The 19,623-nt window shown below is 63.4% G+C and carries 20 protein-coding genes; 11 read left to right on the top strand and 9 right to left on the bottom strand.

Features of this window, described 5'->3' with window-relative positions; genetic code table 11:
• Positions 1-140: 140 nt before the first annotated feature.
• Positions 141-833, top strand: a complete 693-nt coding sequence (locus FSY59_RS09170; protein ID WP_148728847.1) for a TerC family protein — start codon at positions 141-143, stop codon at positions 831-833.
• A gap of 75 nt (positions 834-908) precedes the next feature.
• On the opposite strand, the gene FSY59_RS09165 is transcribed toward FSY59_RS09170, so the two are convergent.
• The 4 genes from FSY59_RS09165 to FSY59_RS09150 form a co-directional block, all read right to left on the bottom strand.
• On the bottom strand, positions 909-1,334 hold the full coding sequence (locus tag FSY59_RS09165; RefSeq protein ID WP_003072350.1) for a barstar family protein: 426 nt from the start codon (positions 1,332-1,334) through the stop codon (positions 909-911).
• A 142-nt stretch (positions 1,335-1,476) separates the two neighbouring features.
• Positions 1,477-1,896, bottom strand: a complete 420-nt coding sequence (locus FSY59_RS09160; RefSeq protein ID WP_003072352.1) for a ribonuclease domain-containing protein — start codon at positions 1,894-1,896, stop codon at positions 1,477-1,479.
• Between the two features lie 212 nt (positions 1,897-2,108).
• Positions 2,109-3,632 carry a sodium/proline symporter PutP gene (putP, locus tag FSY59_RS09155; protein ID WP_148728846.1) on the bottom strand — a complete coding sequence of 508 codons (1,524 nt, stop codon included), beginning with the start codon at positions 3,630-3,632 and terminating at the stop codon, positions 2,109-2,111.
• Between the two features lie 127 nt (positions 3,633-3,759).
• Entirely contained in the window at positions 3,760-6,216 is a 2,457-nt protein-coding gene (locus FSY59_RS09150; RefSeq protein ID WP_148729020.1) for a penicillin-binding protein 1A, read from the bottom strand.
• Positions 6,217-6,482: 266 nt separating this feature from the next.
• Here FSY59_RS09150 and FSY59_RS09145 point away from each other — a divergent pair, with 266 nt between their 5' ends.
• A complete protein-coding gene (locus tag FSY59_RS09145; protein WP_003060284.1) occupies positions 6,483-6,968 on the top strand; it encodes a glutathione peroxidase in 486 nt (161 codons plus the stop codon).
• Positions 6,969-7,034: 66 nt separating this feature from the next.
• On the opposite strand, the gene FSY59_RS09140 is transcribed toward FSY59_RS09145, so the two are convergent.
• Positions 7,035-7,946, bottom strand: a complete 912-nt coding sequence (locus FSY59_RS09140) for a LysR family transcriptional regulator (RefSeq protein WP_148728845.1) — start codon at positions 7,944-7,946, stop codon at positions 7,035-7,037.
• Between the two features lie 131 nt (positions 7,947-8,077).
• Here FSY59_RS09140 and FSY59_RS09135 point away from each other — a divergent pair, with 131 nt between their 5' ends.
• Positions 8,078-8,986: a pirin family protein gene (locus FSY59_RS09135; protein ID WP_148728844.1), complete on the top strand. Its 909-nt coding sequence runs from the start codon at positions 8,078-8,080 to the stop codon at positions 8,984-8,986.
• A gap of 81 nt (positions 8,987-9,067) precedes the next feature.
• Positions 9,068-9,697, top strand: coding sequence for an isochorismate family cysteine hydrolase YcaC (gene ycaC / locus FSY59_RS09130; RefSeq protein WP_148728843.1), 630 nt, complete (start codon positions 9,068-9,070; stop codon positions 9,695-9,697).
• 103 nt (positions 9,698-9,800) lie between these two features.
• On the opposite strand, the gene FSY59_RS09125 is transcribed toward ycaC, so the two are convergent.
• Positions 9,801-10,199 (bottom strand): helix-turn-helix domain-containing protein, encoded by a 399-nt coding sequence (locus FSY59_RS09125; protein ID WP_034399467.1) that lies wholly within the window; start codon positions 10,197-10,199, stop codon positions 9,801-9,803.
• A 162-nt stretch (positions 10,200-10,361) separates the two neighbouring features.
• Between FSY59_RS09125 and FSY59_RS09120 the strand changes: the two genes are divergently transcribed.
• Entirely contained in the window at positions 10,362-11,369 is a 1,008-nt protein-coding gene (locus FSY59_RS09120; protein ID WP_003060294.1) for an NAD(P)-dependent alcohol dehydrogenase, read from the top strand.
• An 896-nt stretch (positions 11,370-12,265) separates the two neighbouring features.
• Here the strand turns inward: FSY59_RS09120 and FSY59_RS09115 are convergent.
• The 3 genes from FSY59_RS09115 to FSY59_RS09105 form a co-directional block, all read right to left on the bottom strand.
• Positions 12,266-13,330 carry a PAS domain-containing protein gene (locus tag FSY59_RS09115; RefSeq protein ID WP_148728842.1) on the bottom strand — a complete coding sequence of 355 codons (1,065 nt, stop codon included), beginning with the start codon at positions 13,328-13,330 and terminating at the stop codon, positions 12,266-12,268.
• Complete coding sequence (locus tag FSY59_RS09110) at positions 13,323-14,141, bottom strand: hypothetical protein (RefSeq protein ID WP_043375791.1); 819 nt, start codon at positions 14,139-14,141, stop codon at positions 13,323-13,325. Before FSY59_RS09110 ends, FSY59_RS09115 begins: the two co-directional genes overlap by 8 nt.
• Before the next feature lie 247 nt (positions 14,142-14,388).
• On the bottom strand, positions 14,389-14,964 hold the full coding sequence (locus tag FSY59_RS09105) for a flavin reductase family protein (RefSeq protein ID WP_003060299.1): 576 nt from the start codon (positions 14,962-14,964) through the stop codon (positions 14,389-14,391).
• 103 nt (positions 14,965-15,067) lie between these two features.
• Between FSY59_RS09105 and FSY59_RS09100 the strand changes: the two genes are divergently transcribed.
• The 6 genes from FSY59_RS09100 to FSY59_RS09075 all read left to right on the top strand — a co-directional run bounded on the left by FSY59_RS09100 (position 15,068) and on the right by FSY59_RS09075 (position 19,596).
• Entirely contained in the window at positions 15,068-15,442 is a 375-nt protein-coding gene (locus tag FSY59_RS09100) for a VOC family protein (protein ID WP_003060301.1), read from the top strand.
• A gap of 253 nt (positions 15,443-15,695) precedes the next feature.
• Complete coding sequence (locus tag FSY59_RS09095) at positions 15,696-15,938, top strand: hypothetical protein (protein ID WP_019042688.1); 243 nt, start codon at positions 15,696-15,698, stop codon at positions 15,936-15,938.
• A 154-nt stretch (positions 15,939-16,092) separates the two neighbouring features.
• A complete protein-coding gene (locus tag FSY59_RS09090; RefSeq protein ID WP_043377070.1) occupies positions 16,093-16,704 on the top strand; it encodes a class I SAM-dependent methyltransferase in 612 nt (203 codons plus the stop codon).
• A 72-nt stretch (positions 16,705-16,776) separates the two neighbouring features.
• A complete protein-coding gene (locus tag FSY59_RS09085; protein ID WP_148728841.1) occupies positions 16,777-17,559 on the top strand; it encodes a hypothetical protein in 783 nt (260 codons plus the stop codon).
• A gap of 81 nt (positions 17,560-17,640) precedes the next feature.
• On the top strand, positions 17,641-18,477 hold the full coding sequence (locus FSY59_RS09080; protein WP_019042691.1) for a tRNA-uridine aminocarboxypropyltransferase: 837 nt from the start codon (positions 17,641-17,643) through the stop codon (positions 18,475-18,477).
• Positions 18,478-18,633: 156 nt separating this feature from the next.
• Positions 18,634-19,596, top strand: coding sequence for a transporter substrate-binding domain-containing protein (locus FSY59_RS09075; RefSeq protein ID WP_148729019.1), 963 nt, complete (start codon positions 18,634-18,636; stop codon positions 19,594-19,596).
• Positions 19,597-19,623: the final 27 nt, after the last annotated feature.

Genomic DNA, 19,623 nt, shown 5'->3' with positions numbered 1-19,623 from the left:
TGACGCCAGAAGCAATACGCCGGCAGCGGCCGCCAGAGCCAGTTGGCTAAACTTTCCTGCATGGATAGCTCCCGGCTGTGCAGCGCGGGGCGTTCGTCCGTTCAAGTGGCAACGGACAAAGAACTCAGGAAACTCTCCCCATGGATGTCATGCTCGGTGCCGATTTCTGGATCGGCTTGTTCAAGATTGTCTGGATCAACATCATTCTCTCGGGCGACAACGCGGTGGTCATCGCCCTGGCCGCACGCGGACTGCCGCCCGAGCAGCAGAAAAAAGCGGTCATGCTCGGCTCCGGCGCTGCCGTGGTGCTGCGGATTGCCCTGACGGTAGTCGCGGCCAAGCTGATGCAGCTGCCGTTTGTGGAAGTCATCGGCGGCCTGCTGCTGTTGTGGATCGGTGTGGGCCTGCTCAAGGGCGAAGATGAAGCGGAGGATTCCGGCAGCGTGGCCAGGCAGGGCATGATGGCTGCTGTTCGCACCATCTTGCTCGCCGATCTGGTCATGAGCCTGGACAATGTGATTGCCGTGGCGGCGGCGGCGGGCGGCGACATGCTGCTGCTGGTCCTGGGCCTGGCCATCAGCATTCCGCTGGTCATCTTTGGCTCCACGCTGATGATCAAGCTGATGGAGCGTTTTCCAGTCATCGTCACTCTGGGCGCGGCACTGATTGGCTGGGTGGCCGGCGAAACCATCACCAGCGACCATATGCTCGAAGGTTTTGTACGGATCAATCCCTGGGCGCATTACGCAGCGGCCGCCTGCGGCGCCGTGCTGGTGATTGCAATGGGCAAGTGGATGCAGCTCAAGGCTGCCGCGCAGGGCGGCACTGCCTGAGCCTGGGGTTGCTGAAAGCAAAAATGCCCGCATTCAAGGCGGGCATTTTGTGTTGTGTGCGCCGCAGCAGCCGGCCTACAGGAATGAGTAAAAGCAGCGGAAGGGAATCTTGCGCTCTGCCCAGAAGTCCGCAGTATCGCGGAACACGTCCAGCAACTGCTCGCGCACTTCCTTGTCGAACTTGGGAGTGGTCGGAATCTGGTCGAGCACCACCACAAAACCGGGTTGCGGGCCGGATTTGTTGATCGGGTCGGTCATGCAGTCATACAGCGCATCCCAGTTCTTGCCAAAGTGTGCCGGCAGGTAGAACTGGGTGGACAGCAGCTCGAAAACATCGGCCTTGGTCTGGGCATGGGCCAGATTGGCATAGAGGAAATGGGAGCCCAGCGCCTCTGCTGCCGCCTGAAGATCAGGAATGCGATAGGCGCGAATGGATTGCACGATGTTCGGGCGAACATTGCGCAACGGTGTTTCCGAGGGCTTACGAAGTGGCGTGTCCATCTCCGTGATTCTTTCTAAAAACATCAAAACTGGTGGCAGAGTCGGTACTGACAGCGCTGTAGGCTGTCTGCGCAAACCGCCGCTGCGGAATTCAAGAGGTCAAAAGCCGCTTTATGGCGGGCCTGGAGGGCGTCTTTTAACTTCATTGGACGATTTGCTGAAAGCTGTTGTAGTGGTCGCCGGTGTAGAAGCAGGCATCGGGCACCTGGGGCTGCAAGCCGCCACAGACTATGCGCCGCGCACCCCGGTTTTTCGCGCCTGGCGTGCGCACGGTGTATTCGCGGTAATAGCCTCTGGCCTGGCGCGGAAGTATGCGCTCACGGTTGCCGAATACAGTGCCGTCCTTGTCGCTGGAAAACGGACCGCCCTGAAGGATACGACCATAGGTGGTGCGGCCTTCGCGCGGCAGTTCGGCCAGGCTCACGGTCTCAAAGCCGGGAACGGTGGCACCGACTTCGGGCGCTTTGCGCGCCAAAGCCGCAGGGGGTGCCAGCGCAAAAGCGGCACCCAGCATCAACGCTAAACCCGTCTGATATACCTTGGCTGCAGCGGCCTTGAGCATTCACTAAACCTTTCAGAATCTCAGGTAATGCCTGAAATTTCGACCCGTAAGTGTGACGGATAGGCCTTGAAAATGCAAGTTGCGCCTATTTTTTGTGCAGTTGCCGGGGCCGCTGCCTGGGCTGTTCCGGCTCCCTCGTCCCGGCTGTTTCGGCAACAAAAAGGCCCTGCCGGCATGGCCGGGCAGGGCCTTGGCGCAGCAGCCCAAGCTGCTTATTCACCGTGGGCGGCGATTTCTGCTTCCACCTCGCGGTGCTTGGCTGCGATCGTGGCCGAAGGCGCTTTGTCCAGCAGGCTGACTACTACGATAGCAATAGCAGACAACGCAAACCCGGGAACGATTTCATAGAGCTTGAACCACTGGCAATGCAGCCAGACCAGCACCGTGACCGCCCCCACGACCATGCCGGCCAGGGCGCCGTTGCGTGTCATGCGGGCCCAGAGCAGCGAGATCAGCACCAGCGGGCCGAAGGCTGCGCCGAAGCCGGCCCAGGCATTGCTGACCATGCCCAGCACCTTGGCCTTGGGGTCCTGCGCGATGAGGATGGCAATCACGGCAATCGCGAACACCATGGCGCGGCCAAACCAGACCAGCTGCTTCTGGCTGGCGTTCCTGTGCAGAAAGGTCTTGTAGATATCCTGGGTGAGGGCGCTGGAGCAGACCAGCAACTGGCAGGACAGTGTGCTCATCACGGCGGCCAGCACGGCGGCCAGCAGCACGCCGCTGATCCAGGGGTTGAACAGCAGCTTGGCGACTTCCAGGAACACCAGCTCGTGGTTGCCATTGACGTTCACCGCGATATCGGGGCGGCTGGCAAAGAACGCAATGCCGAAGAAGCCCACGGCCACGGCGCCGCCCAGGCACAGCACCATCCAGGTCATGCCGATGCGGCGTGCGTTGGGAATGGTCTTGATTGACTCGGCTGCCATGAAGCGCACCAGAATGTGGGGCTGGCCGAAGTAGCCCAGACCCCAGGCCAGCAAGGAGATGATGGCAATCGTCCCCTGGCCCTTGAACATGTCGAAGGCGCCGCTGCGAGCGGTTTCTATGATGGCCGCGCTGGCACCCACGCCGCCGTCGGCATAGATCACCATCAGCGGCGCGAGGATCAGTGCGGTGATCATCAGCGAAGCCTGGATCGTGTCGGTCCAGCTCACAGCCAGAAAGCCGCCGATGAACACATAGGCCATGGTGGCCACGGCACCCACCCACAGGGCGGTCTGGTAGTCCATGCCGAACATGGATTCGAACAAGCGGGCGCCGGCGACCACGCCGGAGGCGCAGTAGACGGTGAAGAACACCAGAATCACCAGCGCAGTGACGATGCGCAGCAGGCTGCTGCCGTCCTCGAAGCGATTGGTGAAGTAGTCGGGAAGGGTCAGCGCATTGCCCACCTTCTCTGTGTAGACGCGCAGGCGCGCCGCGACAAAGCGCCAGTTGAGCCAGGCACCGATGCACAGGCCGATGGCAATCCACGAGGCCGACAGGCCGGTGGCAAACACCGCCCCGGGCAGGCCCATGAGCAGCCAGCCGCTCATGTCCGATGCCCCGGCCGACAGGGCCGTGACCACCGAGCCCAGACTGCGCCCGCCCAGAATGTAGTCGGACAGGTTGGACGTGGCTTTGTATCCCGCCCAGCCTATGAGCAGCATGCCCAGCAGGTAGATGGCAAAGGTGACGATGGTTGGCGTATTGGCGGTCATGTCGGCTTCGGGTCGGCGCAGCGCTTTCGGCATGTGGGTTTCATGCCCGGCGAAAACAAATCCGCCAGCGGCCTCCTGGTGGGAGACCTGCTGGCGGGTATCAGTCTGCAATTGGACCAGTTATTCGACAGCCCAGTGGGGCATGTGGCTGAAAACCGCGCTACTGGTTGTCCTGCGGTGCATTCAGTGGCGCCGCTGGCGGCAGCGGTGTGCCTATATCGCTCCAGCTTGAAGGCGCGGGGGTTCTGGCCGGTGCCGGCATCATCTCGCCGGGCGCCAACCCGGGGCTGCTGTCCAGATCGGGCGGCTGGGCGTTGCTGTCGGCAGGCGTCGGCTGGACGGCGGTCGAGGGCGGCGCTGCGGGCGTGCTCTCGATGATGTCGACTTCGCTGCCATTGCTCCTGTTGGGTGCTGGATGTGCGGGAGTCGTCGGCGCTGAATGGCCCTCGTCTGCCGGCCCGCTCCATTGCTGCAGCTTGTCGCGCAGACGGCCCACCAGATCGCTCCACCAGTGGCTGGTGTTGGGCTCGGTGAATCTGGCCTTGGCATTGAGCAACGGGCTGCGCAGGGCGCGCGACATGAAGTCGCCCACCATGGGCAGCGCGCTGCGCGAACCCTGGCCCCACTGGTCGCTCTTGAGCGTGATGCGCGCATCGTTGAAGCCGGCCCAGGCGCCGGCCACGATCTGCGGGTGCATGAGGATGAACCAGCCGTCCGCATTGCCCTGGGTGGTGCCAGTCTTGCCGGCCACATCGGCGCGAATGCCGTATTGCTTGCGAATCGCGCGGCCCGTGCCCTTGTCGATCACGGCGCGCATCATCTCCAGCAGACCGTAGTTCTCTTCCTCGTCCCAGACCTGATCGGGCTTGGGCGGGGTGAATTCGGCCAGCAGCTCGCCGTCGGCATTCTCGATACGGGTGACCAGCTGGGGCGGAATGTAGTGGCCGGAGTTGGCAATGCTGCCGTAGGCATTGACCATTTCCAGCAGCGTGACGGGGCTGGAGCCCAGCGCCAGCGAAGGCACGGGCTCCAGCGGGCTCTGGCGCACGCCCAGAGCGCGTGCCAGCTTGATGACGCGGTCCATGCCCACTTCCTGACCCAGCTCGGCCGTGATGGTGTTCTTGGAATAGGCCAGCGCATCGCTGAGCTTCATGGGCACGCCCGTGGGCTCGACGGCATCGCTGGGACGCCAGACCTCGCCGCCGGGCAACTGGATTTCCACGGCTTCGTCCTTGCGCGTGTCGTCAGGCCTGGCGCCGCGCTGCAGGGCTGCGCCATAGACAAAGGGCTTGAAGGTGGAGCCGGGCTGGCGACGCGCCTGGGCCACATGGTCGAAAGCATCCTGGGCATAGTCGCGGCTGCCCACCCAGGCCAGCACGGCCGAGGTGCGCGGGTCAATGGCCAGAAAGCCGGCCTGCACGCGGGTCTTGTCCTCGCGCAGCTGTCTCATGAAGGCCTTGTCGGCCAGCAGCTTCTTGAGCGCCTCTTCTTCGCTGATATCGGAAGGCCTGCCGCTTCTGGCGAGCTTGCGGAAGGCCTCCGTCTCGCGCACCAGCTGCAGCACCAGCGCATTGTCGGCACTCCAGCCGTCCCGGTGGCTCCAGTTGTTGTTGGCAATGCCCTGCAGCGTTTGCATCTGGCGGTTCACGGCCTGCTGCGCCCAGTTTTGCAGGCGCGAATCCAGGGTGGTGCGCACTACCAGACCGTCGGTATAGATGTTGTAGTCGTGCTTGTCCGCCCAGGCGATCAGCCATTTGCGCAACTGCTGGGAAAAATGCGGCGCCATGCCCGTGGGCTCCTCCTGGCGCTCGAAGTCCAGACGCATGGGGCGCTTCTTGAGGCGTTCGAACTCATCGTCCTTGAGCTCGCCGCGCTTGACCATCTGGCTCAGCACGGTGTTGCGCCGGGCAATCGCGCGGTCGGGATTGATCACCGGGTTGTAATAGGCATTGCCCTTGAGCATGCCCACCAGCGTGGCGCTTTCCAGCACCGTGAGCTTGGCCGCAGGTTTGTCGAAATAGGTGCGCGCCGCCATCTCTATCCCATAGGCGTTGTAGAGAAAGGGCACGGTGTTCAGATAGGTCTCGAGAATCTCGTCCTTGGTGTAGAGCGCTTCGATCTTGAAGGCCGTGATCGCCTCCTTGAGCTTGCGGTTCACATTGCGGGCGCGGCCGATTTCCGTGGGGTAGAGATTGCGCGCCAGCTGCTGGGTGATGGTGGAGCCGCCCTGGGGGTTGCCGCCCAGCGTATGGATGACCGACCCCACGGTGCGCGTGAAGTCCATGCCGTGGTGTTCGTAGAAGCGGTGGTCCTCGGTGGCCACGAGGGCCTTGACCACGGCAGGCGAAATCTGCTCCAGTGGCACCCACTGGCGGTTGCTGCGCTTGAACTCGCCGAGCAGCTTGCCGTCGGCGCTCAGGATCTGCGCGGGCTGCTCTAGCTTGGCCTTGCGGATGTCGCTGATGCTGGGCGTGAACGGAATCAGCAGCAGCGCATAGACGACAAACAGTACCGGCAAGGCTGCGGCAAACCACAGCCATTCACGCTGCGTCGGCCAGCGACGCCACCAGGGCAGGGCCGCAATGCGCTGGCCGGCAGTGCTGGCGCGAGCGCGCATCCACAGAGCTGTGGCCCGAGCTACCCATTTTTCTTTCAATTCGTTCAAGGACAAACGCACGTGGCAAGGCAGCCCGCCAAGGGCCGCAAGAAGGCAAGACTGCGAAGAATGCCCAAAAAACAGGCGCTCTGCTTGCGGGGATTGGTTTTTCTATGGTCGCAGCCCCGGTATTGTCTCCGTGGCGCGGCTATGCAGGGTTGTTTCTAGCTGTGAGACAAGTTGCCGACTGCCTTAAGCTTGCGGCTTCGCATTGGCGGGAGAGCAGCATGGCAAACAGCGTTTATGACTTTGAAGCCACCGACATCCACGGGCGCAGTGTCCCTCTGTCGCAGTACCAGGGCAAGGTGTTGCTGATCGTGAATACCGCCAGCGCCTGCGGCTTCACGCCCCAGTACAAGGGGCTACAGGCCCTGCACGAGCAATATGCGGACCGGGGCCTGGTGGTGCTGGGCTTTCCCTGCAACCAGTTCGGTGCCCAGGAGAAAGGCTCGGATGACGAGATCGCGAGCTTTTGCGAGCTGAACTTCGGCGTCAGCTTCCCGCTCATGCACAAGATCGAGGTCAATGGCGACGGTGCGCATCCGCTGTACCGCTGGCTGACCTCCGAAGCGCCGGGCGTGCTGGGCACCAAGTCCATCAAATGGAATTTCACCAAATTCCTGGTGGGCCGCGACGGACAGGTAATACGCCGCTATGCACCCCAGGACAAGCCCGAGAAGCTGGCGGACGATATCCAGGCGGCTCTGGGCTGATGCTGCAGTTGTCGTTTCGATAGCTGAAAGAGCTTTCCCAGTAAATGCTGGAGGCGGTTTTGATGCTCAGTCTTCCGACAAGGTCCTGAAGGATTGGGCCAGATGGTCAAGCAGCGTGCGCACGGCAGGCAGCTGCCCGCGGCGCGAGGCATAGACGGCGTGGATGATCTCAGGCCGCGGCTGCCAGCCCGGCAACACCTGCACCAGTGTGCCGCTGCGCAGTTCCTCGCGCACAAACATATTGGGCAGCTGCACCACGCCGGCACCCAGCACGGCCGCGTCGCGCAGGGCCAGCATGGACTGCGTCACCAGCCTTGGCTGGTGCCTGACCTCGGCGCGCACGGCGTCGGGGCCGTGCAGCACCCAGCGGTGGGTTTCCTGCACGCCACCCGTATCCAGGCTGGGCCAGGCCGACAGATCCATGGGCCCGCCGGGCGGGCCCAGGCGCTGCAGCAGCTCGGGTGCGGCCACCAGGCATTGCCGGCGCTCGGCCAGCGTGCGCAGCACCAGATCGCTGTCCTGCAGCGGCGGCGGGCGCACGCGCAGGGCCAGATCCAGCCCCTCGCCGATCACGTCAACGCGCCGGTTGGTCTCGTCCACCTGCAGCTCCACGCGTGGGTACTGGCGCATGAATTCGCCCAGCATGTGGCCCACGCGTGAGGCCAGCAGCGCCACGGGGCAGCTCATGCGCACCTTGCCGCAGGGCTCGGAATGCACCAACGCCACCGACTCTTCGGCGGCCTCGGCCTCGGTCAGCATGGCGCGGCAGTGCTGGTAGTAGCGCTTGCCCACCTCGGTCACGGCAAAGCTGCGCGTGGAACGCAGCAGCAACTGCGCGCCCAGGCGGTCCTCGAGCAGGGCCACGCGGCGGCTGAGCTTGGACTTGGGCAGTCCCAGTGCGCGGCCTGCGGGCGCGAATCCGCCGTGCTCCACCACCTGGGCGAAGTAGTAAAGCTCGTTGAGATCGGGCAGCTTCATCGTTTTAAAAATAGAACTCTGAGGCTAAATATTGTGGACTACTCAAGTCATCGTTCCAAATTCATACTTATCCCATGTTCAACACCTGCAGTGACCACCGGGACTGCAGGCCTGCCGCAAGGAGAAATGTCATGCTCAAGAAAATTCTGGGTGTCTACGAAGCCCCCCGTCCCCACTGGGTGGGCAATGGCTTTCCCGTGCGTTCGCTGTTCAGCTATGGCGACCACGGCAAGGCACTGAGCCCATTCTTGCTGCTCGATCACGCCGGTCCCCAGAGCTTCACGCCCACCACGGCGCGGCGCGGCGTGGGCACGCATCCGCACCGCGGCTTCGAGACCGTGACCATCGTCTACGAGGGTGAAGTGGCCCACCGCGACTCCACGGGTGCCGGCGGCACCATCGGCCCCGGCGACGTGCAGTGGATGACGGCGGCCTCGGGCATCCTGCACGAGGAATACCACTCCGAAGCCTTTGCCAAGAGCGGCGGCCCCCTGGAGATGGTGCAGCTGTGGGTCAATCTGCCGGCCAGGGACAAGATGTCCGCTCCCGGCTACCAGACCCTGCTGAACTCCGACATTCCGCAGGTCGCGCTGCCCGATGGCGCGGGTCATCTGCGTGTCATTGCCGGTGACTACCTGGGCAGCAAAGGGCCCGCCTATCGTGGCCCGGCAAGAACCTTCACGCCCATCGATGTCTGGGATGTGAGGCTGAATGCCGGAGCCTCCACCGAGCTGCAGGCCCGGGCCGGCCACACGCTGGCGCTGGTGGTGTTGCACGGCACGCTGCTGGTCAACGGCCAGGAGATTGCGCGCGCCGGGCAACTGGTGCACATGGACCGCGCTGCGGACAGCGTGCATCTGGAAGCCAATAGCGACGTCACGCTGCTATGGCTGTCCGGCGAGCCGATTGACGAGCCCGTGGTCGGCTACGGCCCCTTCGTCATGAACAGCGACGGGGAAATCCAGCAGGCGCTGGAGGACTTCCGCAGCGGCCAGTTCGGCCGTATTCCGGCGGCCGAGCGCCCTGGCGCAGCCGCCTGAGCAGGTTGCCTGGTATCGCGTTTTCCCACCGGCGGGCAAGCCCGCCGGCTTTCACCCCCTCCACTCTTGAAGGAGATTCCCATGAGCCCAAAGCCTTACGTTCGCCTCGACAAAGACAATGCCGCCGTGCTGCTGGTGGATCACCAGACCGGCCTGCTGTCCCTGGTGCGCGATATCGACCCCGACAAGTTCAAGAACAATGTGCTGGCCCTGGCCGACATGGCAGAGTACTTCAAGCTGCCCACGATTCTGACCACCAGCTTCGAGACCGGCCCCAACGGCCCGCTGGTGCCAGAACTCAAGGAAAAATTCCCCGCCGCCCCCTATATCGCACGCCCCGGCCAGATCAATGCCTGGGACAACGAGGACTTCGTCAAGGCCGTCAAGGCCACGGGCAAGAAGCAGCTCATCGTGGCCGGCGTGGTGACCGAGGTCTGCGTGGCTTTCCCCGTGCTCTCGGCGCTGGCGGAAGGCTTCGAGGTATTCGTCATCGCCGATGCCTCGGGCACCTTCAACAGCATGACCCAGCAGGCCGCCTGGAGCCGCATGGAGCAGGCCGGCGCCCAGCTCATGACCTGGTTCGGCGCGGCCTGCGAGCTGCACCGCGACTGGCGCAACGACATCGAGGGGCTGGGGACTCTGTTCTCCAACCATATCCCCGACTATCGCAATCTGATCAACAGCTACACCACGCTGACCGCCGGCAAGTAAGCGCGGCGGTTTCAGACCCAAGCCCGCGGGCTTTTCCAGCCTGTGGGCTTTCTGCTGTCGACTTATTGAAATTGATAGCTTTAGACGCTTGATGGAAAAGCGTTCAAGCCTGTTTTTGCTTCAATTCAGGCAGGCAGCTTGCGCCGTTTTGATCCGCGTCATGCACCGGCTCGGACTGAGCAAAGTTCTGGCTGTAGGCGATGCCCCAGTTGCGCATGGCGATCAGCACCGGCTGCAGGCTGCGGCCCAGCTCGGTCAGCGCATAGTCCACGCGCGGCGGCACCTCGGCATACACCGTGCGCTCGACGATGCCGGCTTCTTCAAGCTCGCGCAGCTGCAGTGTCAGCATGCGCTGGGTAATGCCGGGGATGGCACGGCTCAGCTCGCCAAAGCGCTTTTTGCCATGCAGCAGCTGGAACAGGATGATGGGCTTCCAGGTGCCGCCCATGACCGACAGCGTCACCTCCACGGCGCAGCCGCTCTTGCTGTTCAATCGTTTCATGGGCACCTCGCTGCAGTTCTGGACGCCAAGATCGTAGCGCCGGTCGGCATTCATGCATTGCTTACATTTTTAATACTACCCAACAAATATGTTGGTACTGGTGGTGGCTGCGCATTGACGGCACCATGCGCAGCATCTGTTTCACCTCTTGAGGAGCACTCCATGAAAGTCATGCAACTGGCCGCGCCCGGCGGTTTCGAAAACCTGAAGCTTGTCGAGCTGCCCGCACCTGCGGCGCCTGCTGCGGGCGAGATCCAGGTGCGTATTCACGCCAGCTCGCTCAACTACCACGACCTGGGCGTGGTGCGCCGTCCCGGCGCGGCGGCCGACGGCCGCATTCCCATGGCCGACGGCGCAGGCCTGGTCACGGCAGTGGGCGCAGGCGTGAAGGAATTTGCCGCGGGCGATGCCGTGGTCTCGACCTTCTTTCCGCAATGGCTGTCGGGCCGCCATGTGCCGTCCGACTTCCAGCTCGTGCCCGGCGACGGCGTGGACGGCTTTGCACGCGAGTTCGTGAACCTGCCCGCCACCAGCTTTACCCATGCCCCCAAGGGCTGGAGCCATGCCGAGGCCGCCACGCTGACCACGGCCGGCCTCACGGCCTGGCGCGCGCTGGTAGTGGACGGCCATCTCAAGGCCGGCGACACCGTGCTGGTGCTGGGCACGGGCGGCGTCTCCATCTTTGCGCTGCAGATGGCCAGGAGCATGGGCGCCACCGTCATCGCCACCACCTCGAGCGCGGCCAAGGCCGAGCAGCTCAAGGCATTGGGGGCCGATCTGGTGATCAACTACAAGGAGCAGCCCGAATGGGGCGACGCCGTGCTGGCCGCCACCGGCGGTCGCGGTGCCGACATCGTGGTCGAGGTCGGCGGCCCTGGCACTCTGCCCCAGTCGATTCGCGCCTGCGCCGTGGGCGGCCATATCGCGCTGATCGGCGTGCTCACCGGTTTTGCGGGCGCCGTGCCCACGGTGGAGATGATGCGCAAGCAGCAAACCCTCAAGGGCCTGATTGTCGGCAGCCGCGAGCAGCAGCAGGACATGGTGCGCGCGCTGGAGAACTTCGGCTGGAAGCCCGTGATCGACAGCCGTTATCCGCTGGAGCAGATGGTGGCGGCCTTCGAGCATCAGGCCGCTGGCAGGCATTTCGGCAAGATCTGCCTCGAATATTGATGGCTGATGGCGCTTTGTGCGCCTGGGTTTGAGGCTGATGGGGCATGTGGTTCCTGCGGGGCCACATGCCTTTCTTTTTTGATAGCTGTTAGCGCCTGGTCTGCCTTGGGGAAAGGCTGATTTGGCTTGAATTTTTTCTTTTAACGACATGCCCGATTGATGGACAGAGGGCGGGTCTCGGCCCGCCAGCCGCCTTACTTTCTTGCTTGTGCAAGAAAGTAAGCAAAGAACACAGCCCCTGCCGCCCGCGTCCCCTTCGCTACGCTACGGGGCAACCTGCGCCGTCAAGCTCTTGGGGCTGTGCGGCCCAACTCACTTCGCGGCAAGCCGCTACGTTCAAACAAACGGCCGCAAGTTAGAGCACGAAGCTGCTGCACTCTGTGGTGCAGCAGCCAGCCCCAAGAACTTGCCGTCGCAGGCGTGGGCAAAAGGGGCGATACCGAATGCGGACAGCCAGATAGCTTCTTTGTGAAATTAATAGCTGCTACCGCAATCAGCAATCGGGCTTGAAGCCAGTTTCGTCACAACTCGGGCAGGCCGTCCGTACCCGCTCCCACCCGTGTGTCTGCGCCTGCGGCACGCGGTTCGGGCTGCGGGCAACGCTGCCGCAGGACAGCGTTGCATCGTGAACAAATTTGCGGCAACCTGTTTGAGCGGCGCGCGTAGCGCAAAGCGAGTTTTGCCGCACCGCAGCCTGAATGGCGTGACGCAGGTTTGCCCGTAGCGAAGCGCAGGGACGCAGACAGTCGGGCTGTGTTCTTTGCTTACTTTCTTGCACAAGCAAGAAAGTAAGTCGGCAAGGCGGGCCGAGACCCGCCCTCTGAACTCAAATTTGGCAAAGCACTAAACCCGATAGCTGCCAGCGCTTATTACACAGGCCCCACAGCCCCAAAAGCTCAGTCCTCAGCCCCCAACACCACCCTCGCCGTCAAAGCCGTCCGCCCCGGCGAGGACTCAATCTCCAGCAGTCCACCGACCCGTGCAATGCGCACTGCCATGGAGCGCATGCCCACGCCCAGACCCGATGCCTCCACGGCCTGCACATCAAAGCCGACGCCGTCGTCCTCGATCTCCAGCAGCAGCTCCTGCGCCTGGGGTTGCCGCAGGGACAGTCGCACATGGCGCGCCTGGCTGTGCTTGATGACGTTGGTCAGCGCCTCTTCGATGAGCCGGGTCAGCGCCAGATATTGCAGCGCGTTGGGCGGCTGGCTCCAGCTTTGCGGAAACTGCCAGTCGCAGCGTATGCCCAGGGCCTCGAAAAGATCGTTGAAGCGGCGGCGCAAGGGTGCCAGCCATTCCTGCGGAGTGGCGGGCACGCGCACCTGGGCCGAGGCATTGTTGTCTATGCTCTGGCGCAGGTCGTTGCGGATGAGCTTGAGCATGGACAGCACCTGGGGCCGGGTCAGGGCTTCGCTGCCCTGCTCGACCGAGGCAATCATGTGGACCAGCTCGGCGCCCAGGCCGTCGTGCAGATCGTGGGTCAGGCGCAGGCGCTCCTGCAGGCGTGCGTTGGAGAGCTTCTGGGCTTCCAGCTCGGCGCGCAGCTGCTCGGATTTCTTCTGCTCGGTGATGTCGAAGGTGAAGCCGATCAGGGCCGTGGTCTGGCCTTGCTCGTCGCAGAGCACATGCACGACTTCCCTGACCCAGACAAAGCGGTTGTCGCTGGTCAGCGCGCGGTACTCGGCCTCGTGGTCCACGCCGGCCAGGCACAGCTCCACGCAGCGCGAGACGGTTTGCTCGCGCTCGTCGGGGTGAATGCGTTCGGCCCAGTCGTTCACGGTCTCCCAGCTCTCGGGGCTCCAGCCCAGCAGATCGGCGATCTGCGGCCCGATATAGCTGTATTTCTGGCTGGCCCAGTCGATCTTGAAGGGGATCGCCAGGGTGGACTCCAGCAGCGTCTGGTAGAGGCGGTTGCCGGTGTCGGGTTCGAGTGTGCGCAGGCGGGGTCGGACTTCAAGCATGGAGCGCTCCTGTCATGTCCAGAAGGGGATGGGTGGTGGGCAGCTCGTTCCAGAACCAGTAGAAATAGCCGCCTTCGGTCTGCAGCAGGGTCTGGGTTCTGACGCTGGAGCGCGCTATCCCGCGCCAGCAGGCCAGGGCCGAGTTGCGGTTGCCGTGCAGATCCAGGCAGGTCTGGCCGGGCAGGCTCGGCCGGGGCGGCACATACAAGGCCTTGCCGCGCGGCAGCCAGAGGTCGGCGAGACAGATTTTCTGCTGCTGTGGCCAGTACTTTCCCACCGAAATCACCAGCGGCAGATGCGGATCGATGGAGGTGAAGACATGCGGGAAATCGTGATGCTCGAGATCGGTGCAGACCTTGCCCAGCAGGCGATAGCCCGTACCCTCATAGGGCGAGCGGTGCCCGGCAAACATGCCGTATTCATAGTCGACCAGCGAAAGATGCGGCTGCGGGCTGGTGATGCGTATGCCCTGTCCCGACTCGATCAGCGTCATGCCGAAAGCCGCTGCTGTTTCAGGGGTTGCGGCCAGGGCCTGGTACTCGATCCGTTCGGCCTGGAACACCAGCTGGGTCTGGCTGCCGTATTCGGGCTGCGGATGCGTGGTGGTTGCCGAAAGGACGCGGTATGCGTTGCCGATGGCGACCTCGGGATTGCTGATGGCCGGCTCCAGCACCGTCAAGCCTGCGGGCGGCTCTGCGCAGTAGTGCGGGTAGCCGTGGAGATTGCAGAAGAACGGTGTCTGCGACAGATCGACCACAGTCGGCGCATCCTCCTTGATGAACAGCACGGGATCGAAAAACTCTTGCGCCATGGCCTGTCACTTCGCGGTGATTGATAGCAGAGATCGCTGCCCTGTGCGGCGGTACGGCACCTGCAGTCATGGGTTGATTGATATGTCAGTCAGTGATGCAGTCTAAATCAAGGCGGTTACAAATACCCGGGTGCGCTGGCGCTGCGGGTCAGGGCGCCTGAGGGTGTCAGTGGCCGTCACGGCAAAGTGCCCATGATTTTGATAGCTGCCAGCGCTTGATGCATAAGCGCTTCTGCCATGAAAGCTTCTACTTCACCAGCACCGATTCGCCGATCGCAAAGAACTGCCCCCCGGCCACATAGTGCAGGGTGCGCAGCTCGGCGGGGGCGGAGCCGAACTCCCAGTGTCCGTTGCGGAACACGCGCTCGTCGGCCCAGGCGCCCACGACTTCGGCGATGAACAGGTCATAGCTCTGCTGGTTGTGCGGCTCGTGAATCAGCTTGCAGACCAGCCAGGCGGCGCAGCCAGCCACCAGCGGTACATCGAAGCCCGGTGCGTCGAAAAGCTGCACGCCATGTTTGACGAGCTTGCGCGGTTCCGTGACGGCGCTGTCCGTGCCTATGCCCACCGTCAGCGCGGCCTGGGGCACGGTGGGCAGTTGCACGGCAAAGAGGCCGCTGCCCTCGACCAGCGCACGCGTGCGCGTGGCCTTGTCGAGCACCACGCTGATCTTGGGCGGCGCGAAATCGAGCGCGCAGGCCCAGGCCGCGCTCATGGCATTGCGCTCGCCCGCGTGCTGGGCCGAGACGATGACCGTGGGGCCGTGATTGAGCAGGCGGTAGGACTTGTCCAGGGGAACCGGGGTGAAATGGTCTGGCAGCATGGTGGGCTGAAAATGGGTGACAGAAGAGGGCGGCAAGCTCCCGTTACGATGGCTTGCCGATTTCCCATCTTCGCCCGAAACAGGGCCTTTCCAGGAGACAACCATGTTTAGCCACATCATGCTGGGTGTAAATGATCTGGAGTCCAGCAAGCGCTTTTACGACGCGCTGCTGGGCCAGCTGGGCATTGCGCCCGGCGTTGCCAACAAGAACCGCTTCTTCTACCGCAGCCCCACGGGCGTGTTTGCCATCTCCACGCCCATCAACGGCGAAACGGCCAGCTCGGGCAATGGCGCGACCACGGGCTTTCTGGCCCAGTCCACCGATCAGGTGAACGCGGCCCATGCGGCGGGCCTGGCAGCGGGCGGTGTATCTATCGAGGACGCGCCGGGCTGGCGTGGCGATTCCATGTATCTGGCCTATCTGCGCGACCCTGACGGCAACAAGATCTGTCTGGCCTATCGCCCCGCGAAGGCATGATCGAGGCTGATTGAACCAGGGCCGCGCAAGCGGCCTTTTTTTGTCTTCAGCGGTGGGGATCAAAAACAGTAGCTGTCTGCGCTTGTCTGGCAAGGTCTTGAGCTTCGAGCGGCAACAGCGAACGCGGTCATGCCCGACCTGCAAGCGGTGATGCTGTGCCCGCCTCAGGTGCAAAACCGGGGCAGGCGGCACAATGGCTGCTTTGCAGCGCGGGCGGATGTCCGGGGCCTGCACCACATTCAGTAGTTTTTTCATGACCAACACCACCACTCCTGCCGAAGACCATCTGTGCGACGCCTGTGCCGGCATTCAGCGCAACTGGCGCAAAGCCCCCGGCCATGCCGAACTGATGCAGCGCGGCAACCGCAAGGAGGAGCGCGGCTCGACCACGGCGACGGTGACCCGCTATGTCTGCGAGCGCTGCGGCACGGTATGGGACTACGAGAACAACAAGCAGGACCAGCGCAAGGGCTGGTCCGTGGTCGGCAGAATCTAACTCCCTGAGGCGTTGCGCGCCTTCCCCCGGTAGGGGACGACGGCCACGCTGCGGGGCCGCTCAGGCCCTTGCTGGCTGTCTCTTTCCTGAGTCAGCGTCGGTTTTTTGAAGTTTCGGCGTCTTCGGGCGCCGTTTGTTTTTTGAAGGAAGCTGCGTGCAATCAGCAAGCAACGAGTGGTTTGACGAGGCGTATTACCAGCGCTTTTACTTTGACAAAAAGACCAGCGTGATCGATCCCGAGCACGCGCGGCGGCTGGGTGCGTTTGTCTGCTCGTATCTTGCGTATCTGCGCGTGCCCGTGCAGCGGGTGCTTGATGTGGGCTGCGGCATAGGCCTGTGGCGCGAGGCGGTGCAAAAGCACTTTCCGGGCGTGCAGTATCAGGGCGTGGAGTTCAGTCCCTATCTCTGCGAGCGCTATGGCTGGGAGCAGGGCTCGGTGGTGGATTGGCAGCCCAAAGATGGTCAGCCTTTCGATCTGGTGATCTGCCAGGGCGTGCTGCCCTATCTGAGCCCTGCCGACCTGAAAAAGGCGCTGGCCAATCTGGGCCGGCTGTCGCGTGGCGGTCTCTACATCGAGGCCGTGGCACGTGAGGACTACGAGCGCGACATTATCGACGAGGAGCTGACCGACCCGCGCCTGTATCGCCACCGCGCCGAGCTGTACCGCCGCGGCCTGCAGCCTCACTTCAAGGAGCTGGGCGGCGGTGTCTGGCTCAGCCGAAGCGGCGATATGCCGCTGTTCGAGCTGGAGTGCGTGGGAGGCTGAAACCTCTGGTTCTTGGTGATTTCGGGGCCTGCACCTATATTGCGGGGCTTGCGAACTCACAAGGATATGGAGATGCCTCATCGCTGGATCAAACGCTGCGGAGTCTGGACGGGCGCCATGGCGGCAGCGGCATTGCTGCTGGCCTGCTCGGATTCCAAGACCGAGGGCGCCGCGCCCCCGGCACAGGCCCCCGCAACTGCGCCAGCCCCTGCGCCCGCAGCGCCTGCCGCAGAAGCCAGGCGCGTGATCGACCAGCTGTTCAGCACCGAAACCATAGGCATGAATCTGGCCTATGCGCAAAAGATTGCCGGCCCGGCCATGCGCTCGGAGTTCCACCGCCACCAGTTCCGCACCGATGGCTGCGATATCACCCTGGTCAGCGACGAGGCCGACAAGGTGATCGAGTCGGTCGAGATCGATATCGCACCCAGCTGCAATCTCTCGCTCAAGAGCGTGCTGAATGTGTCCGAGGGCCAGCCCGATATCAAGCTCGGCGACCTGACTTTTGGCGGCTTCGAGCCCTTGCTGGACAGCCGTTATTACGCCGACTGCCTGACGCTGTGCGGCAATGCCGCCGACCCCGTGGTGTATCTGGAGGCCAAGGGCTCGCGCCTGACCAACTTCATCAATTACTCGGTGCAGGCCCCCATGGTTGACGGCAAGGTGCTGGATGCGACGGCCGCCTGGCGCGACGCCATGGTCAAGGCCGAGTCCGACGACTATGTGCTGGACACGCGTTTCAACTGCGAGCCGGATCGCTTCAGGAATGTGATTTCCGCAGGACTCAGGAATGCCAGGCCCACGGTGTTCAGTTTTGGCCGTGGTCCGACCTTCGAACAGGGGGGCTGCGAGTAAGCGGCGCTCCTGCAGCATCAGCACTGGGTTTGGCAAAGGCGGGACAATCCGGGCATCTGCCCGAACCCGCTGGTGTCCGTCTTGCCTGCTTCCACGCCTTTGTCCCCTGCCGCTCTGACTCCGCAGAAAACCGTTGCCTCCACGCTGCCCCCGCATGCCGTCTCGCGCTTGCGCCAGGCACGGCTGGCGCGCAGCACGCGTCCGTTTCTGGCGCGTGGCGGCCCCAAGGGCGAGCGCTGCGAGGGCTGCCGCTTGCGCCCTTCCCACTGCATGTGCGCGCTGCGCCCCGAGCTGGCCACGCGCGCGGCCTTCTGCCTGCTGATGCATGATGCCGAGCCGCTCAAGCCCAGCAACACGGGCTGGCTGATTGCCGATGTGGTGAAGGACACCCATGCCTTCGGCTGGTCGCGCACCGAGCAGGATCCGCAGCTGGAGGTCTTGCTGGCCGATCCGCAATGGCAGCCCTATGTGGTGTTTCCCGGCGAATATGCGGAGCCTGCCGAGCGTGTGCTGGAGACGCTGGACGGCGGCGACAGCCGTGCGCTGCAGCCCGGCAGACGCCCGCTGTTCATCCTGCTGGACGCGACCTGGTCGGAGGCGCGCAAGATGTTCCGCAAAAGCCCGTATCTCGATGGCTTTCCCGTGCTCAGCCTGAACCCGGACCTGATCTCCCGCTACCAGCTGCGCAGATCCAAGCGCGACGACCATTTCTGCACCAGCGAGGTGGCGGCCCTGTGTCTGGAGCTGGTGGGCGATGCCGGCGATGTGCAGGCTGGCCAGGTGCTGGAGAGCTATCTGGGCGTGTTCACCGAGCGCTATCTGCGGGCCAAGCACCAGCAGCCGGTCGATGAAGCCAGCAGCGTCCATCAGCGCCTGCGTGAACTGACGGGGGCGGCCCCCGCCAAACGCGACGTGTGAGGCGACGCGCAGGCATAAGCATTCCACTCAAAGCGATAAGCGAGCAACGACAATCGGGCCAGGGCCTCATGAGGGCATGGGGTGCGTGCCGGATCGGGTGGGTGATGAGCGCCGATGACCAGGGGTCTCGGCGCTTTTGTTTTTCGGGAGTGGATGATGGGCAAGTCGTTGAAATGGGCCGGGCTGGCAGCAGCGCTGGTATGTGCGGGTTCTGCCATGGCTGCGGGCAAGACCGAGGCGGCGAGCTCCACTATCAGTGCCAATATCGACACGGCGGTGGAACTGTCCGCATCGCCCACGCTGCAGCGCTGGCAGGCAGGCGGCGCCGTGGTGCTGGGGGTGCGGGAGGCTGCGGTTCCCATGTCCTACGCGATCGGTGCCAACGAGAAGTTCGTCGGCTATCACATGGACCTCTGCGAGCGCGTGGTGCATGCGATCGCGCCCAGGGCCCAGATCAAGTACATGGTGCTGACGCCGCAGAACACCATGCCGCTGATCAACAACGGCACGGCCGATTTCAACTGCGCCAGCATGACAAACAACCTCACGCGCCAGAAGCAGGTTGCGTTCGGCCTGACCACCTATGTCAGCGAGGTGCGCATGGCCGTGCGTGCCGATTCGGGCATCACCTCGTTCAAGCAGCTGCAGGGGCGCAATGTGGGCGCTATCACCGGCACGACGGCAGTACAGATTCTGCGCAAATACGCCAGCGACAACGAACTGAACTTCAAGACGCTGATGAGCAAGGACCAGTTCGAGAGCTTTCTGATGCTGGAGTCGGGTCGAGTCGATGCCTTTGTGCTGGACGACAACATGCTGGCCGGCGTGATCGGCCAGAGCAAGAACCCCAAGGGCTACAAGATTGTGGGCGAGGTGATCGGTGCCGAGCCGATTGCCATCCAGTTCAGCAAGAACGACCCGCAGATCAAGAAGGCCGTGGACGGCGCCATTTTGCAGATGATCCGCTCGGGCGAGTTGCACAAGCTCTACAACAAATGGTTCATGCAGCCCATTGCGCCCAAGAACGTGAACCTGAACCTGCCCATGGGCGAGATGCTCAAGAAGCAGCTGGCCGCACCCAACGACACGCCGCTGGAGCAGTTCGTATTGCCCCAATAAAGCGGCAGGCCCACATCAGCCGATAGA

This window comes from Comamonas sp. Z3 (genome assembly GCF_008121565.1).
In the GTDB taxonomy this organism is placed as follows: domain Bacteria; phylum Pseudomonadota; class Gammaproteobacteria; order Burkholderiales; family Burkholderiaceae_C; genus Comamonas; species Comamonas brasiliensis.
The sequence above is the reverse complement of the archived record's forward strand: the minus strand, read 5'-3'. Positions and strand labels throughout refer to the sequence as shown.

What these genes read in the sequence shown, in the direction of transcription:
- FSY59_RS09095 (WP_019042688.1), top strand. Translation starts at nt 15,696, where the DNA reads ATGACCAACACCACCACTCCTGCCGAAGACCATCTGTGCGACGCCTGT.
- FSY59_RS09165 (WP_003072350.1), bottom strand. Translation starts at nt 1,334, where the DNA reads ATGGACACGCCACTTCGTAAGCCCTCGGAAACACCGTTGCGCAATGTT.
- FSY59_RS09140 (WP_148728845.1), bottom strand. Translation starts at nt 7,946, where the DNA reads ATGAAGCTGCCCGATCTCAACGAGCTTTACTACTTCGCCCAGGTGGTG.
- FSY59_RS09170 (WP_148728847.1), top strand. Translation starts at nt 141, where the DNA reads ATGGATGTCATGCTCGGTGCCGATTTCTGGATCGGCTTGTTCAAGATT.
- FSY59_RS09115 (WP_148728842.1), bottom strand. Translation starts at nt 13,330, where the DNA reads ATGCTTGAAGTCCGACCCCGCCTGCGCACACTCGAACCCGACACCGGC.
- FSY59_RS09125 (WP_034399467.1), bottom strand. Translation starts at nt 10,199, where the DNA reads ATGAAACGATTGAACAGCAAGAGCGGCTGCGCCGTGGAGGTGACGCTG.
- FSY59_RS09105 (WP_003060299.1), bottom strand. Translation starts at nt 14,964, where the DNA reads ATGCTGCCAGACCATTTCACCCCGGTTCCCCTGGACAAGTCCTACCGC.
- FSY59_RS09150 (WP_148729020.1), bottom strand. Translation starts at nt 6,216, where the DNA reads ATGCGCGCTCGCGCCAGCACTGCCGGCCAGCGCATTGCGGCCCTGCCC.
- FSY59_RS09145 (WP_003060284.1), top strand. Translation starts at nt 6,483, where the DNA reads ATGGCAAACAGCGTTTATGACTTTGAAGCCACCGACATCCACGGGCGC.
- FSY59_RS09110 (WP_043375791.1), bottom strand. Translation starts at nt 14,141, where the DNA reads ATGGCGCAAGAGTTTTTCGATCCCGTGCTGTTCATCAAGGAGGATGCG.
- FSY59_RS09160 (WP_003072352.1), bottom strand. Translation starts at nt 1,896, where the DNA reads ATGCTCAAGGCCGCTGCAGCCAAGGTATATCAGACGGGTTTAGCGTTG.
- FSY59_RS09135 (WP_148728844.1), top strand. Translation starts at nt 8,078, where the DNA reads ATGCTCAAGAAAATTCTGGGTGTCTACGAAGCCCCCCGTCCCCACTGG.
- FSY59_RS09120 (WP_003060294.1), top strand. Translation starts at nt 10,362, where the DNA reads ATGAAAGTCATGCAACTGGCCGCGCCCGGCGGTTTCGAAAACCTGAAG.
- FSY59_RS09075 (WP_148729019.1), top strand. Translation starts at nt 18,634, where the DNA reads ATGGGCAAGTCGTTGAAATGGGCCGGGCTGGCAGCAGCGCTGGTATGT.
- FSY59_RS09100 (WP_003060301.1), top strand. Translation starts at nt 15,068, where the DNA reads ATGTTTAGCCACATCATGCTGGGTGTAAATGATCTGGAGTCCAGCAAG.
- putP (WP_148728846.1), bottom strand. Translation starts at nt 3,632, where the DNA reads ATGCCGAAAGCGCTGCGCCGACCCGAAGCCGACATGACCGCCAATACG.
- FSY59_RS09085 (WP_148728841.1), top strand. Translation starts at nt 16,777, where the DNA reads ATGCCTCATCGCTGGATCAAACGCTGCGGAGTCTGGACGGGCGCCATG.
- ycaC (WP_148728843.1), top strand. Translation starts at nt 9,068, where the DNA reads ATGAGCCCAAAGCCTTACGTTCGCCTCGACAAAGACAATGCCGCCGTG.